General features: G+C 60.7%; 11 protein-coding genes and 3 tRNA genes. 2 read left to right on the top strand and 12 right to left on the bottom strand.

The window, feature by feature from the left end:
- Position 1 precedes the first annotated feature (1 nt).
- The 4 genes from FKV68_RS06715 to FKV68_RS06700 all read right to left on the bottom strand — a co-directional run bounded on the left by FKV68_RS06715 (position 2) and on the right by FKV68_RS06700 (position 1,468).
- The gene (locus FKV68_RS06715; protein WP_180940769.1) at positions 2-580 is read right to left on the bottom strand and encodes a NuoB/complex I 20 kDa subunit family protein; all 579 of its coding nucleotides are present in this window, start codon (positions 578-580) and stop codon (positions 2-4) included.
- A complete protein-coding gene (locus FKV68_RS06710) occupies positions 571-936 on the bottom strand; it encodes an NADH-quinone oxidoreductase subunit A (protein ID WP_180940768.1) in 366 nt (121 codons plus the stop codon). Before FKV68_RS06710 ends, FKV68_RS06715 begins: the two co-directional genes overlap by 10 nt.
- A 306-nt stretch (positions 937-1,242) precedes the next feature.
- A tRNA-Asp gene (locus FKV68_RS06705) sits at positions 1,243-1,319 on the bottom strand.
- A gap of 72 nt (positions 1,320-1,391) precedes the next feature.
- Positions 1,392-1,468, bottom strand: a tRNA-Asp gene (locus tag FKV68_RS06700).
- 456 nt (positions 1,469-1,924) lie between these two features.
- Here FKV68_RS06700 and FKV68_RS06695 point away from each other — a divergent pair.
- Positions 1,925-2,000 (top strand) — tRNA-Val (locus FKV68_RS06695).
- Between the two features lie 57 nt (positions 2,001-2,057).
- On the opposite strand, the gene FKV68_RS06690 is transcribed toward FKV68_RS06695, so the two are convergent.
- The 3 genes from FKV68_RS06690 to FKV68_RS06680 all read right to left on the bottom strand — a co-directional run bounded on the left by FKV68_RS06690 (position 2,058) and on the right by FKV68_RS06680 (position 7,339).
- The gene (locus FKV68_RS06690) at positions 2,058-2,456 is read right to left on the bottom strand and encodes a (R)-mandelonitrile lyase (protein WP_180940767.1); all 399 of its coding nucleotides are present in this window, start codon (positions 2,454-2,456) and stop codon (positions 2,058-2,060) included.
- A gap of 114 nt (positions 2,457-2,570) precedes the next feature.
- Complete coding sequence (locus FKV68_RS06685; protein ID WP_180940766.1) at positions 2,571-6,065, bottom strand: ATP-binding protein; 3,495 nt, start codon at positions 6,063-6,065, stop codon at positions 2,571-2,573.
- The gene (locus tag FKV68_RS06680; RefSeq protein ID WP_180941430.1) at positions 6,065-7,339 is read right to left on the bottom strand and encodes a metallophosphoesterase family protein; all 1,275 of its coding nucleotides are present in this window, start codon (positions 7,337-7,339) and stop codon (positions 6,065-6,067) included. Before FKV68_RS06680 ends, FKV68_RS06685 begins: the two co-directional genes overlap by 1 nt.
- Before the next feature lie 306 nt (positions 7,340-7,645).
- Between FKV68_RS06680 and FKV68_RS06675 the strand changes: the two genes are divergently transcribed.
- Positions 7,646-8,119 (top strand): MarR family winged helix-turn-helix transcriptional regulator, encoded by a 474-nt coding sequence (locus FKV68_RS06675; protein ID WP_180940765.1) that lies wholly within the window; start codon positions 7,646-7,648, stop codon positions 8,117-8,119.
- A 79-nt stretch (positions 8,120-8,198) separates the two neighbouring features.
- Here the strand turns inward: FKV68_RS06675 and FKV68_RS06670 are convergent, their stop codons facing one another.
- The 5 genes from FKV68_RS06670 to clpP all read right to left on the bottom strand — a co-directional run bounded on the left by FKV68_RS06670 (position 8,199) and on the right by clpP (position 16,201).
- Positions 8,199-10,394 carry an esterase-like activity of phytase family protein gene (locus tag FKV68_RS06670; RefSeq protein ID WP_180940764.1) on the bottom strand — a complete coding sequence of 732 codons (2,196 nt, stop codon included), beginning with the start codon at positions 10,392-10,394 and terminating at the stop codon, positions 8,199-8,201.
- A 320-nt stretch (positions 10,395-10,714) separates the two neighbouring features.
- A complete protein-coding gene (gene hupB / locus FKV68_RS06665; protein WP_180940763.1) occupies positions 10,715-10,987 on the bottom strand; it encodes a DNA-binding protein HupB in 273 nt (90 codons plus the stop codon).
- 220 nt (positions 10,988-11,207) lie between these two features.
- Entirely contained in the window at positions 11,208-13,628 is a 2,421-nt protein-coding gene (gene lon, locus FKV68_RS06660) for an endopeptidase La (RefSeq protein ID WP_180940762.1), read from the bottom strand.
- A 372-nt stretch (positions 13,629-14,000) separates the two neighbouring features.
- Positions 14,001-15,278, bottom strand: a complete 1,278-nt coding sequence (clpX, locus tag FKV68_RS06655) for an ATP-dependent Clp protease ATP-binding subunit ClpX (RefSeq protein WP_180940760.1) — start codon at positions 15,276-15,278, stop codon at positions 14,001-14,003.
- 290 nt (positions 15,279-15,568) lie between these two features.
- Positions 15,569-16,201 carry an ATP-dependent Clp endopeptidase proteolytic subunit ClpP gene (gene clpP, locus FKV68_RS06650; protein ID WP_180940759.1) on the bottom strand — a complete coding sequence of 211 codons (633 nt, stop codon included), beginning with the start codon at positions 16,199-16,201 and terminating at the stop codon, positions 15,569-15,571.
- Positions 16,202-16,321 lie beyond the last annotated feature (120 nt).

Raw genomic sequence — 16,321 nt, 5'->3', positions numbered from 1 at the left:
CTTAGCGCTCGATCGTGCCGGTCCGGCGGATCTTCTTCTGCAGCAGAAGCACGCCGTAAAGCAGCGCTTCTGCCGTGGGAGGACAGCCTGGCACATAGATGTCGACGGGAACGACGCGGTCGCAACCACGTACGACCGAATAGGAATAGTGATAATAGCCGCCGCCGTTGGCGCAGGACCCCATCGAGATGACATAGCGCGGCTCCGGCATCTGGTCGTAGACCTTGCGAAGCGCAGGCGCCATCTTGTTGGTCAGCGTACCGGCGACGATCATGACGTCGGACTGGCGCGGCGAGGCGCGCGGCGCGAAGCCGAAACGTTCGGCGTCATAGCGCGGCATCGACATCTGCATCATTTCGACGGCGCAGCAGGCAAGACCAAAGGTCATCCACATCAGCGAACCGGTGCGGGCCCAGTTGATCAGCTCGTCGGTCGAGGTAACGAGAAAACCCTTGTCGGCGAGCTCGTTGTTGATCTCGCCGAAGAAAGCGTCATTGCTGCCGATCGGCTTGCCGGTCGCGGGATCGATGATCCCCTTCGGCTGCGGCGCAACGAGCGTGGTGCCGGAGGTCAATTCCATTCCAGCGCTCCCTTCTTCCATTCATAGATAAAGCCGACCGTCAGCACCAGGAGGAAGACCATCATCGACCAGAAGCCGAACCAGCCCATGTCCCTGAACGAAACTGCCCAGGGGAAGAGGAACGCCACTTCCAGATCGAAGATGATGAAGAGGATCGACACGAGATAGAAACGGATGTCGAACTTCATGCGAGCGTCGTCGAACGCGTTGAAGCCACACTCGTAGGCCGACAGCTTTTCCGAATCGGGCGCCTTGAAGGCAACAGCGAAGGGGGCGACCAAGAGTGCGAGGCCGATCACAAGAGCGATTCCAATGAAAATCGCGATCGGAACATAGGAACCGAGAAGTTCAGTCATTGTTATCCGTCCCTGCCTGCGGGAGAGCGCCGGAGAAGCGCCAGAACAACAAATCTCGCAGGCCGAAAAATATGTTGCAACGCCAGAGTGGTTAGCGCAGGCCGCGCCCGCGCGCAAGCCTTCAAGGGGCATTTAAACCGCTTCGCGGCGCAAGGATAATGCGACATTATTCGCTACAGCAGCGTCAAAGCGCGCATTTGCGGGAATAGAGGAACTTCGCCGCAGACGATTGCCAACCGAGACAGAATGCCGCAATGCAAAATGCCGAAAACCGCGCCAACAGATCGCATCGAAAGACAGGAGAAATGGCGCGAGTGACGGGGCTCGAACCCGCGACCTCCGGCGTGACAGGCCGGCACTCTAACCGACTGAGCTACACCCGCGCATCATGGCCATGCGGCCATTATTACATCATCGGCACATTTTGAGAATGCCGCTGCTTTGCCTTTCAAGAGTGGCGCGAGTGACGGGGCTCGAACCCGCGACCTCCGGCGTGACAGGCCGGCACTCTAACCGACTGAGCTACACCCGCATCATCTTGACTAGGCCGGAGCGACTTTTGTTCGCCCCGCATCAAAGCGGCCCTGCCGTTCGATGAGCGGCTAACTAAGCGGTTCGCATTTGGGTGTCAAGCGTGTTTGAAGACAAATCCGTGACCGAGCGGTTTTTGATCCACAGCCCGCTTGGCGATACGGATTCAGGCACGACCCGACACGCCATGCGGCAAGCACCATCCGACATCTTCGTGCGATCTCTCTGTGTGACGGCGGCCGCCGCGTCTACCGGCGCACATGCGAGCCAAGCCCCTGACTGAAGACAACCAGTGATCCCGCCGGAAGTTGTCCACAAGCGATGGCAATACGCTCTGGCGCGAAACCCGTGTTCACAAAAAAATTCGAAAAAACCTGCAAATGCTCTTGCGGTTTTTCCCGGTTGCGCATAGATCACGCCCACCGACGCGGCGGACACGCTTGTTCGAAACGCGAGAGGGCGATTAGCTCAGTTGGTAGAGCGCCTCGTTTACACCGAGGATGTCGGGAGTTCGAGTCTCTCATCGCCCACCATTCATCCAAAAAACGAAGCGACACAGCGGCATCCGCCTCTTAAACCGCGCGACCTCTTCACGCTCCGCTGTACTGCTCAACCGTCACGTGTTCGAGCCAGTCAACCACCTTGCCGTCGAGCGCTTCCTGGATGGCGATGTGCGCCATCGCGGTATCCGGCCCGGCCCCGTGCCAATGTTTTTCGCCCGGCGGAAACCACACGACGTCGCCCGCGCGAATCTCGCGTAGCGTTCCGCCCCAGGTTTGGGCCAATCCGCGGCCGGCCGTCACGATCAGGGTCTGGCCAAGCGGGTGTGTATGCCACGCCGTGCGTGCGCCGGGCTCGAAGGTCACGGTGACGACACGAACGCGCGCCGGATGGGGTGCCTCTAGCACGGGGTCTTGCCGCACCGATCCGGTGAAATACTCAGTCGCGCCCCGCACCGAAGGCCGCGATCCACATTCGATGATTTCCATGCCTGGATCCTCCGTGTTGTAGAACTCTTGGAACAACGCAATTCCGGACGGAAAACCGTTATACACTTTTCCTGGAATTGCTCGGGTCCAAGACAGCGTGAAGCCGGCGCTTCGCTACAGCCTGTGAATGGTTACCGACGGGCAAGCGTCCCGCGCGACATCGCAAAGGTGTTCATGATGGGTAAGATAGATCACCTGTCCCACCCGTGCCATGTCCGCCATCAATTCGAAAGCGCGACCGGCGCGATCGTCGTCGAATGTTTCCATGATGTCGTCCGCGATAAACGGCAGCGCCTCCCGAGCGGCAGCAACCTCGTGGTAGCCGGCGATTCGGAGAGCGAGATAGAGCTGGAACCGCGTGCCCTTCGAAAGATCGCCGGCGAGCTTCGAGCCGCCCGAGGCGACATTGGCGATCAGGAACTCCTGCCCCTTGTCCGCATGGGTGGAGAGACCGGAATATTCGCCGCCGCTGATCTGCATGAACATCCGGGATGCCCGTTGCATCATGGCGCTGCGGTGGCGCTCGCGAAACAGCCGTAGCGCCTGCTCGGCCGCGATCACCCCTGCCCTCAACCGCAAATAGCCGATCGCCTTGTTCTCGATGTCGAGAAGCAGTGTTCGGCGCCGCTGCTCCAGTACGGCAACGCTGTCTCCGCCTTCGACGTCACCGAGCGCCTTTTCCCTGCTCCGCACCTCGGCATGCAACTCGCTGACATCGCGATCTGCAGCGTCAATCGCTTCTTCCAACCCGGCGAGTTCGTGCCGCAAGGCCGTCTCGTCGACCGCTGCCAGCATCGCCTCGGCCTCATCACAGGTGCCGACGCCGAGCCGCGTGGCAAGATCGTCCTCGAGTTCGGCGAGCCTTTGCCTGAGCCTCTCCTGCTCGCGCGCGGCGTCCAGGCAAGTGCCGGCTTCGTCAAGCGTGACGCAGCCGAAGAAATCGAGCATGACCTGCTTCGCGCAGATGTGAAGCCGCTCCTCCGCGTGCAGCCTTTGCAGGTCCTCTTCCATTCGCTCAATGCTGACGATCGCCGTCCCGCGGCGCTCCTGCTGCCGGTGAGCGAAACCGATCCGATCGCGCAAGGCGGCAAAGAGCATCAGGGGGTCACCGGCGCTCTCCCGCAACCCGAATGCTTCGGCCAAACTTGAAACCGCCTCGGCAAACGCGATCTGGTCCTTGCGCATGCCTGCTATTCGGTGATCGAGATCGGCTTTGCGCTGCATCAGCTTGTCGAAGTCCTGCAGGACCGCAAGCATCGGCCCAATCTCGTTTGGATTTGGCCCTCGTGGATTTGGCTCTTGCGGATTTGGCTGCCCGATTTGTCCTGCGAGCCAGGTCCCTACGAGCGCCTCGTGCCATTCACGCTGCCAGGCGGCCATTTCCGCCTCCGCGATCTCGAGCGTGATCTGCCGGTTTTCCAGTGATTCCGAGGTCCGGCGATGCTGTTCAACAGCGGCACGATGGGCGGCGGCGGCCGTCTGCGCCTCGGATATGACGCGCTCCGCCGCTGCGAGCAAGCCGTCGAGATGCACCGGCAAGTTCTCGGTCGCTCCAACGCATGCAAGCTCGTCCTGCAGTGCGCGAACCATTATCGCTTCTTCGTTGGCCGCCCGCTCGTGCTCAAGACGCGCCGCGCGCAACGCCGCCCGGACTTCGAGCGCGGCGGCGCGTGCCCCCAACCAGGCTTCCAGTTGCGGCAACGGGATGACGCAGGGTAACCCGCAGGCGCCGGCGGCTCGCCCAACTGCGGCGTCCAATTGCCCGCGTTCGCTGACCGCCACGCGTCTTTGCTCTTCAAGTTCGCGCAGGCGGGCGCGGCGTTCGGTAATCGCGCATGTCAGGCCGCGCAGCTCCGCGACCCGTTCCGCCTGCCCCAGCCGGAACGCGATTGCTCGGTCGTCCTCTTTAAGCAGCGTCTCGAAGGTGCCCGCGGTGACGTCATCCAGCCGGAGCCGATGCTCCTGCCAGGCAAGATCACGCCGCAGGCGCAACTCATTTGCGGCGGCGTCGTCCACGGCCCCGCCGAAAGAGCTGAGCGCCGCAAGACGCGCTTCGTCTCCGGCCTGACGTTCGCTCTCGTCTGCAATCCTGGCGTCGAGACGCAGTCGCCGCTCTGCCTGCAACGCTGCTTCGGCCCGCCAAGCCTCGACCACACCGGGCGCCGGGATAGAGACCGCCGCAAGCTCGTCGGCGCTTCCCTTGAACGGCCGCAAGCTGTCGAGCTTGTCGGAAAGCTCCGCTTCCAGGCGATCGATCTCCCGGCTTGCCGCCTGTTGTCGAAGCAGGCAGTCGCTCTGCCGCGCCAACCGCAGACGTTCCGCGAGATGCCTGAGATCCCTCCCGCTTCCATCGAGCCGGGCGAGGTCGCGGTCGGCCTCCTGCCACTGCCGCTTCGCCTTCCCGACCTCCTCACACGCGGATAAAAGCCTCTCGGCGAGCGTTGCGTGACGCCGCACGAGATCCTGCAGCCGGGCACCGGCTGCAGCAGGCAGAAGAAGGGCGGCGGGATCGGGATGACTTTTTTGACCGAGGCGGACGAGACAGGCCTCGATACCGGCTGACGTAACGGCAAGCTCCTCGATACGAGACGGCATGTCGCGTGCTGCCGTGAGATAGCGGGCGTCGAGCGCCGTTTCGCGCAGCAGTTCAAACCGCTCAGCAAGCGCCAGCGCCAGCGCGTCCAGAGGCAAGCCTTCCAGTTCTTCGCGTCGGCGCCGCAACTCTTCGTTCAGCTGCGAAAACCGGGCGACGATTTCCGTTTCTGTTTTGCGGAGCGCCGGCAGGTCGCTCCACCATTGCGAAGGCGGCACCGGCAGAGCCTCTTGGCGGGCGAGATCTTCCCGCACGCTGCGAAGCCGGCCGAGAAGCGGCATGCAATCGAGCTGGGCACGTGTGCGGTCCCGGGCAACGCGCAGTTCCGCGCGCCGCGTCGACGCGCCATCATGGCGCTCACGGGCACTTGCCACCGTCTTGCGAAGCGACGCGTATTCGCGGGCGTTGATGTCGAGCGCGTTGCGCTCGGCCTTCAGCGTGTCGAGCGCGCCCCTCAGCTCCGCAAGTTCGTGCTTGCGTCCTTGGTGCCTGTAGAAGGCATCTGCCTCGGCACGCAAGGTCGCCAATACGGCGCTGCTGTCCGGCAGGCCGGAACTCGCGGAAAACAGCAGCGAGCCAAGCTCGCCCTCGCTCTTCAGGATGCTTTCACCGCCCTGCTCAATGCTGTCATCGTCCAGCGAAAACATCGTGCGATAGGTCGCGCGATCGATAGAGCCGAGGGCGGCCGAAAAGAGATTTTCGGGCAGCGGATGCTCGTCGGGGCCAATCAGGCTGTTTGCGTTGCGCTTGATGCGATACGCCTGATGTCGCCTGCCGGCAGTCTCCACGATGCCACCGACGCGCATCGTCTGATAGGGATGCAGAAAGCCATAGGGGCTGAGGCGCTCGATCCCGAAAAGCAGATCGAGGAAACCGGAAAACAAGGTCGACTTGCCGGCCTCGTTCGGACCGTAAACCAGATGAAAGTCCGGTTTTTCGGACTTGGCGTTGCCGAAATCGAGGCTGCGCGCGGTGAACTTTCCGTAGCGCACCAGATCGAGTTGCTGGAGCCGCATCAGTCGCCACCGGCGGCGGCGCCGTGGAGATGTGCCAGCACATTTCCACTCCCCATGAGGCCGGCATTCACCACCAGTTCTTCAAGCGCGTCTTCATCGGGCGCCAGCGTCTGTCGCAACTCAGGCGGTAGCTGCTGCAAGAGTTCTTCGGCGACAGCTCTTATTTCTTCGCGAAAGCCGAAGGCCGGCAACACTTCGCTTTCGACCAGCGAGGCGAGTTCCTCCACCGGCTCCCGCGACGGCCGATCGCCCTGCGCTCGCGGTTCCCGGCAGAGAAGGTCGATTTTCTCGACCCAGCATCCACTGAGCCCGGCAGAGATGTTTGCGAGTTCGGTTTGCAGAAGGTCCGCGTCCCTTTTCAGGCGCCAAGCCAGCGGAGAGCTGCCTGTCAGCGATAAGCGCAGGATGAGATTCTCCGCCGATATCTCATGCCGCAGACGGGTGAGAGCGCGGGTCACGAGATCCAGTACGTCGCGCCACTCCGCCGCGTCCGTGATATCCACGGATAGTCGCTCGAACACGGCCGCACCGATCGGGCGCTCCTCTATTTCGATACGCCCGTCATCGTCGATCGTGACGAGGGTTACACCTTTGGCTCCCGCCTCGTTGATGTCGCGGCCCTGCGGCATGCCCGGCATCACAATGAACGGTTGCTCGCTGTGCACCTGACGCTGGTGGACATGGCCGAGCGCCCAATAGTCGAAACCATGCCGTTGGAGATCGGCGACGCTGCAGGGCGCATAGCGATCATGTCCCTGCGAGCCGGAAAGGCTCGTGTGCAGCATGCCGATGTTGATCGCGTCGGCAACCGGCGGATGAAATGACGGCAGGAGGCTCTCCGGTGCGTGCGGGTTGGCAAAGCTCACCCCGTGAATATGAACCGTTCTGCCGCTTGCCAGTGTCTTGGCAAGCATCGGCTTGCTTCGCCCCTGGAACACGTGAACCGACGGTGGCAAGGTCAACTCGCGCGTCACCTGGGACTGCGCGTCGTGGTTCCCACGAATGACGAAAGTCCGGATACCGGTCGCGTCCAGGCGACGCAATTCACCGGCAAGGAAAAGCGCGGTGTTCATGGAGGTCTGGCTGCCATCATAGAGGTCGCCGGCAATCAGCAGCGCGTCGACGCTTTCGGCGATGCATAGATCGACGATGCTTGCCAATGCGCCGCGGGTTGCTCCGCGCACGAGGTCGGCGAGTTCCCCATTTCTGAGAGCCAGGCTGCGCAAGGGTGAATCGAGGTGGAGATCTGCGGTGTGGACGAAGCGGAAGGGCATGGCCGACCATGGCCCGACGCTGCCTCGCCCGTCAATGGCGCCCAACCGGTCGGCCACAGATGATCACACTGCCAGCGTCGCTGGCGATGATCGCTTCCCGTGGCAGGACTGCGCCACGCCTGCACGATGTGGTTCGCAGTTTCCCGGCTGATCACACAAAACGCCCTCGACAACCGGGCCGTTTCTTTCCGCTGAACCAACACGCCTTAAGAATTAAGAGGTTTTTGTCGACAAATGTGCCAATTGTAACTATCAATAGTGTTACTGCCATTTGACATGGCACCTCAACAAATACCTATGAAGGTCATGAAGAAGACATTCGAAGTTTCCGACAAGCTGTTCGAACTTTATCATCGCGTTCATCGATTGGTGAACGAGTCGATGACGGAGGAAGGCGTATCGCTTGCCCGAAGCAAGTTCCTGTTCTTTCTGAGCAAGCTCGGTCCTTGCCGATCCACGGATATCGCCTGCGCGCTTAATTTCGCGCCGCGGACCGTCACCGAGGCCATCGACGGACTGGAGCGCGACCGTCTGGTGATGCGGAAGCCTGATCCGGAGGACCGCCGCGCGAAGATCGTCTCGATCACCGAAACCGGGCGGGTCGTGCTCGAAGCGGCCGAACATCCGCGCAAACAGCTTATCGAGGAAATCTTCTCGGCGCTCGACGACGAGCAACTCGACCAGCTTTACGATATCGTCAGCAAGCTGGTGGAAAAGACCGACGAAATCCGCAAGCGCAAGGAAGAGGCCGAAGAGGCACAGGTCGCCGTCGCACGCTAGACAACACTGAAAAGCTCCGAATCACAAGGGGCCGGGACGTCATGTCCCGGCCCCTTACGTTTTCTCCAGGCGTTCGCGCTTACATCGCGTCGATGGCGCCGATGGAGAAGAACAGGGTCTCGCCGGAGGAGTCGTCGACGCCATCGTTGTCCGTCACGACATAACCGTTTCCAGCCGCGTCAATGGTAAAGCCCTCGACCTTGTCAACGACGTAGCCGTTTAGAGCCTTGAGCTCCGGAATGAGATCACGAACCTCTTCCTTCTTGACGACCGGCAGTTCGCCGCCGAGTGCAGCCGGCTTCAGGTCGGCGAGCGCGATGCGGTAGAGCTTCTTCAGCTTGGCCGCTTGCCCGATCAGGTTGTCGCGCTCGATGACATAGGCATAGTCGCCATGGACGGCGATTTCCGAAAGGCCGACCCAGCCTTCTTCCGACTTGTCGAGCGGATAGCGCACGGCGCCCCACTCTTTGCTCGCCGGCTTGTAGGAGACGAGTTTGACGAAGCCCTTCTCGTCGTCCTTCCATTCACGCTGGATTGCCATCCAAAGGACTTGGCTGTCGCCTTCGCCCACCGTCGCAATGCCCTCGAAGCCATAGCGGGTCTCGTTTGCACGCAGCTCTGCCGGGATCACGATCTCCTGCTTGATCTCGCCTTTCTTGTTCACGTGGATGAGCGCATGGCTGTAGAGCTTGTCCGCATCGCCTTCGGAGGCGAGCCAGAAGCCGCCTTCGCCGTCATTGGCAGCGCCTTCGATGTCGAGCTTCTGGGCAGGAGCGCCATCGCGGGTGATCCGCAGCGCTTCCGTGATCAGAGCGGGCTTCTGCGTGGCATCGATCGTAAAGATCGTCGGTTGCGACGAAAATACCGAGTCGCTGACAGCGCGCACGAAGCCTGGCTTCTCTGCAACTGCCGCAAGGCCGGAGAGCGCCCCGAAACCGATCGGCAGGCCATCCTTCTCAGCCGAGCGAATTTGCGGATAGGCCGGCTCGCCCTCCCTCCGTTCATAGATCATCACGTGTGCCCGCGCACCGCCTTCCTCGACGAGGTCCGTCTCGTTGGCGGTCGCAAACAGATTGCGGCCCGGGATGGCAACGGCGCCCTCGGGTCCAATTCCGGACGGCAGGAGTTGCAGCAGTTCCGGTTCGCCGCCGGTGTCCTTGTAGACGCCGACGATCGAGGCGCGCTCGGTGAGCACGAAGAAGAGCTTGTCCTTGCCATATTGCGCCAGTTCCACGCCTTCCGGCTCGACACCCTTTGCCGAGGACCGCTTCTCGGGGTAGTGGCCGATTGCCGCGATCGCATGTTCGAAGGCTGCACCGGATTCAAACAGCACCTTGCCGGTCGTATCGAAGATGGTGAAGCCGCGCGCGCCGCCTTCGTAGTCGCCCTCGTTGGCAACGACCAGACGGCTGTCATCGAGCCACTTCACGGCATCCGGTTCCCGCTTTACGCCGGCCTGCTCGCCGGTGAACGAGATGGCGCCATCACGCTTGGTGTCGATGTTCTTGAGATCGACGGTGCCTGCGGAGAAATGCGTCTTTACGCTGGCGGACTTGCCGTCGATGATGACGATATGGTTGTTCTCCTGCAGCGTCAGGGCGATTTCATCCTTGCTGTTGAAGGCGACGAACTCCGGCTCCGGGTCTTCGCCGGCTATGTCGGCGAGACTTGTCAGCGCCACATGCTTGATGCTCGAGCAATCCGGGACGCCATCCTTCAGCGACAGGACGACGAGATCGCCGGCCGGCATCTGCGGAATCTTCCCGTCGTTCACTTCCTCGTCACGCTCGTTCTCGATCGCGATGGCCGCAAGCGTCTTGTCCTTGTTGACCGCAACCGAGTCCGGCTGGCCGCCAAGGTCGCAAGTCGTGTCGACCTTCTTCGTCGCGAGGTCGACGACAGCGACGAGGCCCGAGGGCTTCGTAAAGCTTTCGCGGGTATTGACGGCAACAAGCGCCCTCGCGCCAGCGACTGCAACCGACGTCGGCTCGCCGTCGAACGATACGATGCCGCCCGCCTTCGGTGCCTTGGCATCGGTGATGTCGATGAAGCCGATGCGCTTTCCGGGGCTGTCGGAATAGATGAGCGTGTTGCCATCCTCGCTTGCCGTTATGATTTCGGCCGAGGTCGCGGCTTTGCGATCCGCACCTTCCGGCAGATTGTCCGCGACGGCAAAGGATGCGACGCGGTTGAAAACCTGTTCTGCATGGACGGCTGATGCCGTCGATGCGGCGAGCGCTGCCGCCAATGCTGTGGTGATTGAAAATGTCTTCACGTGTCCCTCCGTGTCGCGACACATGGGCAAATAGCCCCTGCCCTGTGCCGCTGTTGGCATCCGGAATCGCCCGATCGTCTCACGCGCCGGATGGGAGGCTTGTGCAACCGTCGTGTAACAGCTCAATGACACGGAGGTAGAAACGAAAAGAGGCCCGGGCGAACCGGGCCTCAATTGATCTGCTTGCTTGCTTCCGCCATCAGGCGGCGCCGCGGCAGATGAAACATGAACCTCCCTGCTGCCTGTGTTCTCACAAGGGAAACGGCAAGACAGGGTGCAGTGAGATGTTCGCTGGGGTTCTGGAACCCGCAAACACCAGATTAGTTGACAGCGTCCTTGAGGCCCTTGCCGGCCGTGAACTTCGGCACGTTGCGGGCCGGGATGTCAACTTCCGCGCCCGTGGACGGGTTGCGGCCCTTCGAGGCTTCGCGACGGGTCACGGAGAAGTTGCCGAAACCGACGAGGCGGATATCGCCGCCGCTCTTCAGTTCAGCCTGGATGGTCTCGAAAACTGCATCAACTGCAGAAGACGCATCGGTCTTGGAAAGTCCGGCCTTCTCAGCAACCGCAGACACGAGCTCATTTTTGTTCATGTTTCCACCCCTTTCATTGGTTCGAAACGACTGTCTTGTTAAGCCGGGGCAGCTTGCGCATCGCCCACGTCTTGCCATTCCCAATTGCGCCTAATCCCTTGGAATGCAAGGCTTGCGAAGGGTTTTTACAACAAAAAAGACCGGCAAAGTGCCGGTCTTCCTTGTTTTTCTGGCGAGGGGCGCAAGCGGGACACAGTCCCCCGCCCCTTCCGGGACTTGATCAGTGGGCGATCGAAGCGCCTGCTTCGTCCTGCGAATCGACCGATGCGACCGGCGACGGTTGGTTCGCCGGGTCCCACTCGATCGGTTCGGGCCGACGCGTCAGGGCATGTTCGAGAACCTCGCCCATCCGCGAAACCGGGATGATTTCGAGGTTGTTCTTCACATTGTCCGGGATCTCGGCGAGATCCTTGGCGTTCTCCTCGGGGATCAGCACCTTCTTGATGCCGCCGCGCAGAGCCGCCAACAGCTTCTCCTTCAGACCACCGATCGGCAGCACGCGACCGCGCAGGGTGATCTCGCCGGTCATCGCCACGTCCTTGGAGATCGGAATGCCGGTCATCACCGAGACGATCGCCGTTGCCATTGCAACGCCCGCGGACGGGCCGTCCTTCGGCGTAGCGCCCTCGGGCAAGTGCACGTGGATGTCGCGCTTGTCGAAGAGCGGCGGCTCGATGCCGAAATCGATCGCACGCGAACGGACATAGGAGGCGGCCGCCGAAATCGATTCCTTCATCACGTCACGCAGGTTGCCGGTCACCGTCATGCGGCCCTTGCCGGGCATCATGACACCTTCGATCGTCAGCAATTCGCCGCCGACCTCGGTCCAGGCCAGTCCCGTGACCACGCCGACCTGATCGTCCCGCTCGGCCTCACCGTGGCGGAACCGCGCAACACCGAGGTAGTCGGCGATGTTTTCCGCTGTCACTTCGACCTTCTTGGCCTTACCCTTGAGGATCTCGGTCACGGCCTTGCGAGCGAGCTTCATCAGTTCGCGCTCGAAATTGCGGACGCCGGCCTCACGCGTATAGGTCTGGATAACGGCCATCAGCGCGTCGTCCGTCACCGAAAATTCCTTCGGCTGCAGTGCGTGGTCGCGGATCGCCTTCGGCAAGAGGTGCCGCTTTGCGATCTCCAGCTTTTCCTCTTCGGTGTAACCGGCAATCCGGATCACTTCCATGCGGTCCATCAGCGGCGCCGGAATATTCAGCGTATTCGCGGTGGTGATGAACATCACGTTCGAGAGGTCATATTCGACTTCCAGGTAGTGATCCATGAAGGTCGAGTTCTGTTCCGGATCGAGCACTTCCAGCAATGCCGAGGACGGGTCGCCGCGGAAGTCCTGGCCCATCTTGTCGATTTCGTCGAGCAGGAAGAGCGGGTTGGACTTCTTCGCCTTCTTCATCGACTGGACGACCTTGCCGGGCATCGAGCCGATATAGGTCCGGCGGTGACCGCGGATCTCAGCCTCGTCGCGAACGCCGCCAAGCGCCATGCGAATGTATTCACGGCCGGTTGCCTTTGCGATCGACTTGGCGAGCGAGGTCTTGCCGACGCCGGGAGGGCCGACGAGGCACAGGATCGGGCCCTTGATCTTGGACGAGCGCGCCTGCACCGCCAAGTACTCGACGATGCGCTCCTTGACCTTGTCCAAGCCGAAGTGGTCGGTATCGAGCACCTTCTCGGCGTGATTGAGGTCGGTCTTGATCTTGGACTTCCTGCCCCACGGCATACCAAGCAGCCAGTCCAGATAGTTGCGCACGACGGTCGCTTCCGCGGACATCGGGCTCATCTGGCGCAGCTTCTTCAGTTCCGCATCAGCCTTCTCGCGCGCTTCCTTGGAGAGCTTGGTCTTCGCAATGCGCTCTTCGATTTCGGCCATCTCGTCGCGGCCGTCCTCGCTGTCGCCAAGCTCCTTCTGGATCGCCTTCATCTGTTCATTGAGGTAATATTCGCGCTGGGTCTTCTCCATCTGGCGCTTGACGCGCGAACGGATACGCTTTTCGACCTGCAGGACCGAAATCTCGCCTTCCATGAAGCCGAGCGCCTTTTCGAGGCGCATCTTCACGCTCGTCGTCTCCAGCATCTCCTGCTTTTCGACGATCTTGATGGAGAGGTGCGATGCGACCGTATCGGCAAGCTTCGAATAGTCTTCGATCTGGCTTGCAACGCCGACGACCTCGGGAGAAATCTTCTTGTTGAGCTTTACGTAGCTCTCGAATTCGGACACCACCGAGCGGCTCAGCGCTTCGATCTCGACCGGATCTTCTTCCGGTTCATGCAGCGCATGGGCCTGCGCTTCGTAGAATTCCTCGCGCTGCGTATAGCGATCGATCTCCGCACGCACGCGGCCTTCGACGAGAACCTTTACGGTCCCATCGGGAAGCTTCAGCAGCTGCAACACGTTTGCGATGGTTCCGACATGATAGATGGCGGAAGGTTCCGGGTCGTCGTCGGTGGCGTTGATCTGGGTGGCAAGCATGATCTGCTTGTCGGTGCCCATGACCTCTTCCAGCGCGCGGATCGACTTCTCCCGCCCGACGAAGAGCGGCACGATCATGTGCGGGAAGACTACGATGTCACGCAGCGGCAGAACCGGATATGTCGCGCTTTCAGTCGCCGAGGACGTTTTGTTCGTCATGTCATTTCCTTTCCGTCCCGATTTCGGGCCCGTTCCCGGGAGCCCTATGGCACTCCCGGCTGTCATTTTTTCTTCATGAAAGTGGAGTGCAAGAGCGGCCTTTTCAAGGTACGGCGCAGTCTCCCTTTCATGGACAGTTCCCGTTCCTTACGCTTGGACGCTGTTGCGGACCTTGCGAAAGGACGTCGAAACATCAACGACAGGCAGCAAACGGGCCTTCACTGAATCGTCGCATCATCGCGTTGTTACTGCGCTTTAGCAACCACAGTTTCATTAATTCGAACGGGCTGCGACCCCATCTCAACAGCTATGTGCACAAAATGGAAAAGCCCGCGCGGGGCGGGCTTTTCAAACATTCGTGAAAGAGAAGAACTAGGCCGAAACGTTGGTCTTCTCGTCGGAGCGCTCCGAGTAGATGTAGAGCGGCCGGGCGGTTCCCTTGACCACCTCGTCCGATATCACCACCTCGCGAACGCCTTCGAGCGTCGGCAGTTCGAACATGGTGTCGAGCAGGATCTTTTCCATGATCGAGCGCAGGCCGCGCGCGCCGGTCTTGCGCACGATGGCGCGTCGAGCGATCTCGCGCAGAGCGTCCTCGTGGAAGGTCAGCTCGACGTCCTCCATTTCGAACAGACGCTGATACTGCTTGACCAGAGCGTTCTTCGGCTCCGAAAGAATCTGGATCAGTGCATCCTCATCGAGATCCTCGAGCGTCGCCAGAACCGGCAGACGGCCGATGAACTCGGGGATCAGGCCAAACTTGACGAGATCTTCCGGCTCAAGCTCGCGCAATACCTCGCCGACGCGGCGGTCTTCCGGAGCACGGACGGTGGCGCCAAAGCCGATCGACGTCTTTTCACCACGAGCCGAAATGATCTTGTCGAGCCCTGCGAACGCGCCGCCGCAGATAAAGAGGATGTTTGTCGTGTCCACCTGCAGGAACTCCTGCTGCGGATGCTTGCGGCCACCCTGTGGCGGCACGGACGCCACAGTGCCTTCCATGATCTTCAGAAGAGCCTGCTGCACGCCTTCGCCCGAAACGTCGCGGGTGATCGAGGGATTGTCCGACTTGCGCGAAATCTTGTCGACCTCGTCGATATAGACGATACCGCGCTGAGCGCGCTCGACGTTGTAGTCGGCCGCCTGCAGCAGCTTCAGGATGATGTTCTCGACGTCCTCACCGACATAGCCCGCTTCCGTCAACGTCGTTGCGTCGGCCATCGTAAAGGGAACGTCGATGATCCGGGCGAGCGTCTGCGCCAGGTAGGTCTTGCCGCAACCGGTCGGCCCGACGAGCATGATGTTGGATTTCGCCAGTTCCACGTCGCTGCTCTTCGCGGCATGCGCGAGGCGCTTGTAGTGGTTGTGAACGGCGACCGACAGAATGCGCTTGGCCTGCTGCTGGCCGATGACGTATTCGTCGAGAACCTTGATGATTTCCTGCGGAGTAGGAACGCCATCGCGCGACTTGACCATCGAGGTCTTGTTCTCTTCGCGGATGATGTCCATGCAAAGTTCGACGCATTCATCGCAGATGAACACGGTCGGCCCTGCGATCAGCTTGCGAACCTCATGCTGGCTCTTGCCGCAAAACGAACAATAGAGGGTATTTTTCGAGTCACCGCCGTTGCTACCGCTGACCTTGCTCATTTCCACTTCCTTCCAGCACGCCGGACACCTTCGGAAAGATATCCCGGACCACTCAATTCACCTTGCGCAAAAAGCTTGCCACCCATCGCAAGGTTCTTGGGAGTACTCACCGTACCAGGCAATCGCCTGAATTTCGGCCGCAACGACTCTCCCGCCGAAACCCGAGCACCATGTTTTCAAACTCCAACACAGCACTTTGGTTCATATTAACGGCTTTACCCTGTCGATAAAGCCCCTTAGCTATTACAAATGTGTCACAATTGCATCGCCGGTGACACAAAAGCTTGAAATCAAGCTTGTTCAGCGCCTTCGGCTGCCTCACGCGACGTGATGACCTTGTCGATCAGCCCCCAGTCCAGAGCCTCGTCAGAGCTCATGAAATGGTCGCGATCGAGCGTCTGTTCGACCTCTTCATAGGTCCGTCCGCAATGCTTGACATAGACCTCGTTGAGCCGGCGCTTCATCTTCAGGATATCTCTCGCATGCCGCTCGATATCAGACGCCTGCCCCTGGAAGCCGCCGGAAGGCTGATGCACCATGATGCGGGAATTCGGAGTCGCGAAACGCATGTCCTTGTGGCCCGCCGCGAGCAACAGCGAACCCATGGATGCCGCCTGTCCGATGCAAAGCGTGGAGACAGCCGGCTTGATGAACTGCATCGTATCGTAGATCGCCATGCCGGCCGTCACGACGCCGCCCGGCGAATTGATGTAAAGCGCGATCTCTTTCTTCGGGTTTTCAGCCTCGAGGAAAAGCAGCTGGGCGCAGACGAGCGTTGCCATCTGATCTTCGACCGGGCCCGTCAGGAAGATGATCCGCTCCTTGAGCAGACGCGAAAAAATGTCGTAGGAACGTTCGCCGCGGTTGGTCTGTTCAACAACCATCGGCACCAGCGCCATGGCCGTATCAACTGGATTTCTCATATCGAACCTTCATCAATCGGGGCCGCAATCCCTCGCGGACCGGGAATCATCGGATAAGCCTCTACCCTTACATAGAGTGTCAATGCCCTTCACTTCAAGTCGCGAACATTCGATAGGCAT

Source organism: Sinorhizobium mexicanum, assembly GCF_013488225.1.
In the GTDB taxonomy this organism is placed as follows: domain Bacteria; phylum Pseudomonadota; class Alphaproteobacteria; order Rhizobiales; family Rhizobiaceae; genus Sinorhizobium; species Sinorhizobium mexicanum.
Note: the sequence above shows the minus strand (reverse complement) of the source record. Positions and strands in the feature narration are given on the sequence as shown.

Bases quoted from the DNA above. Each gene is read 5' to 3' on its own strand.
- FKV68_RS06675 (WP_180940765.1), top strand. From the start codon at position 7,646: ATGAAGAAGACATTCGAAGTTTCCGACAAGCTGTTCGAACTTTATCAT.
- FKV68_RS06710 (WP_180940768.1), bottom strand. From the start codon at position 936: ATGACTGAACTTCTCGGTTCCTATGTTCCGATCGCGATTTTCATTGGA.
- FKV68_RS06690 (WP_180940767.1), bottom strand. From the start codon at position 2,456: ATGGAAATCATCGAATGTGGATCGCGGCCTTCGGTGCGGGGCGCGACT.
- FKV68_RS06680 (WP_180941430.1), bottom strand. From the start codon at position 7,339: ATGCCCTTCCGCTTCGTCCACACCGCAGATCTCCACCTCGATTCACCC.
- hupB (WP_180940763.1), bottom strand. From the start codon at position 10,987: ATGAACAAAAATGAGCTCGTGTCTGCGGTTGCTGAGAAGGCCGGACTT.
- clpX (WP_180940760.1), bottom strand. From the start codon at position 15,278: ATGAGCAAGGTCAGCGGTAGCAACGGCGGTGACTCGAAAAATACCCTC.
- FKV68_RS06685 (WP_180940766.1), bottom strand. From the start codon at position 6,065: ATGCGGCTCCAGCAACTCGATCTGGTGCGCTACGGAAAGTTCACCGCG.
- clpP (WP_180940759.1), bottom strand. From the start codon at position 16,201: ATGAGAAATCCAGTTGATACGGCCATGGCGCTGGTGCCGATGGTTGTT.
- lon (WP_180940762.1), bottom strand. From the start codon at position 13,628: ATGACGAACAAAACGTCCTCGGCGACTGAAAGCGCGACATATCCGGTT.
- FKV68_RS06715 (WP_180940769.1), bottom strand. From the start codon at position 580: ATGGAATTGACCTCCGGCACCACGCTCGTTGCGCCGCAGCCGAAGGGG.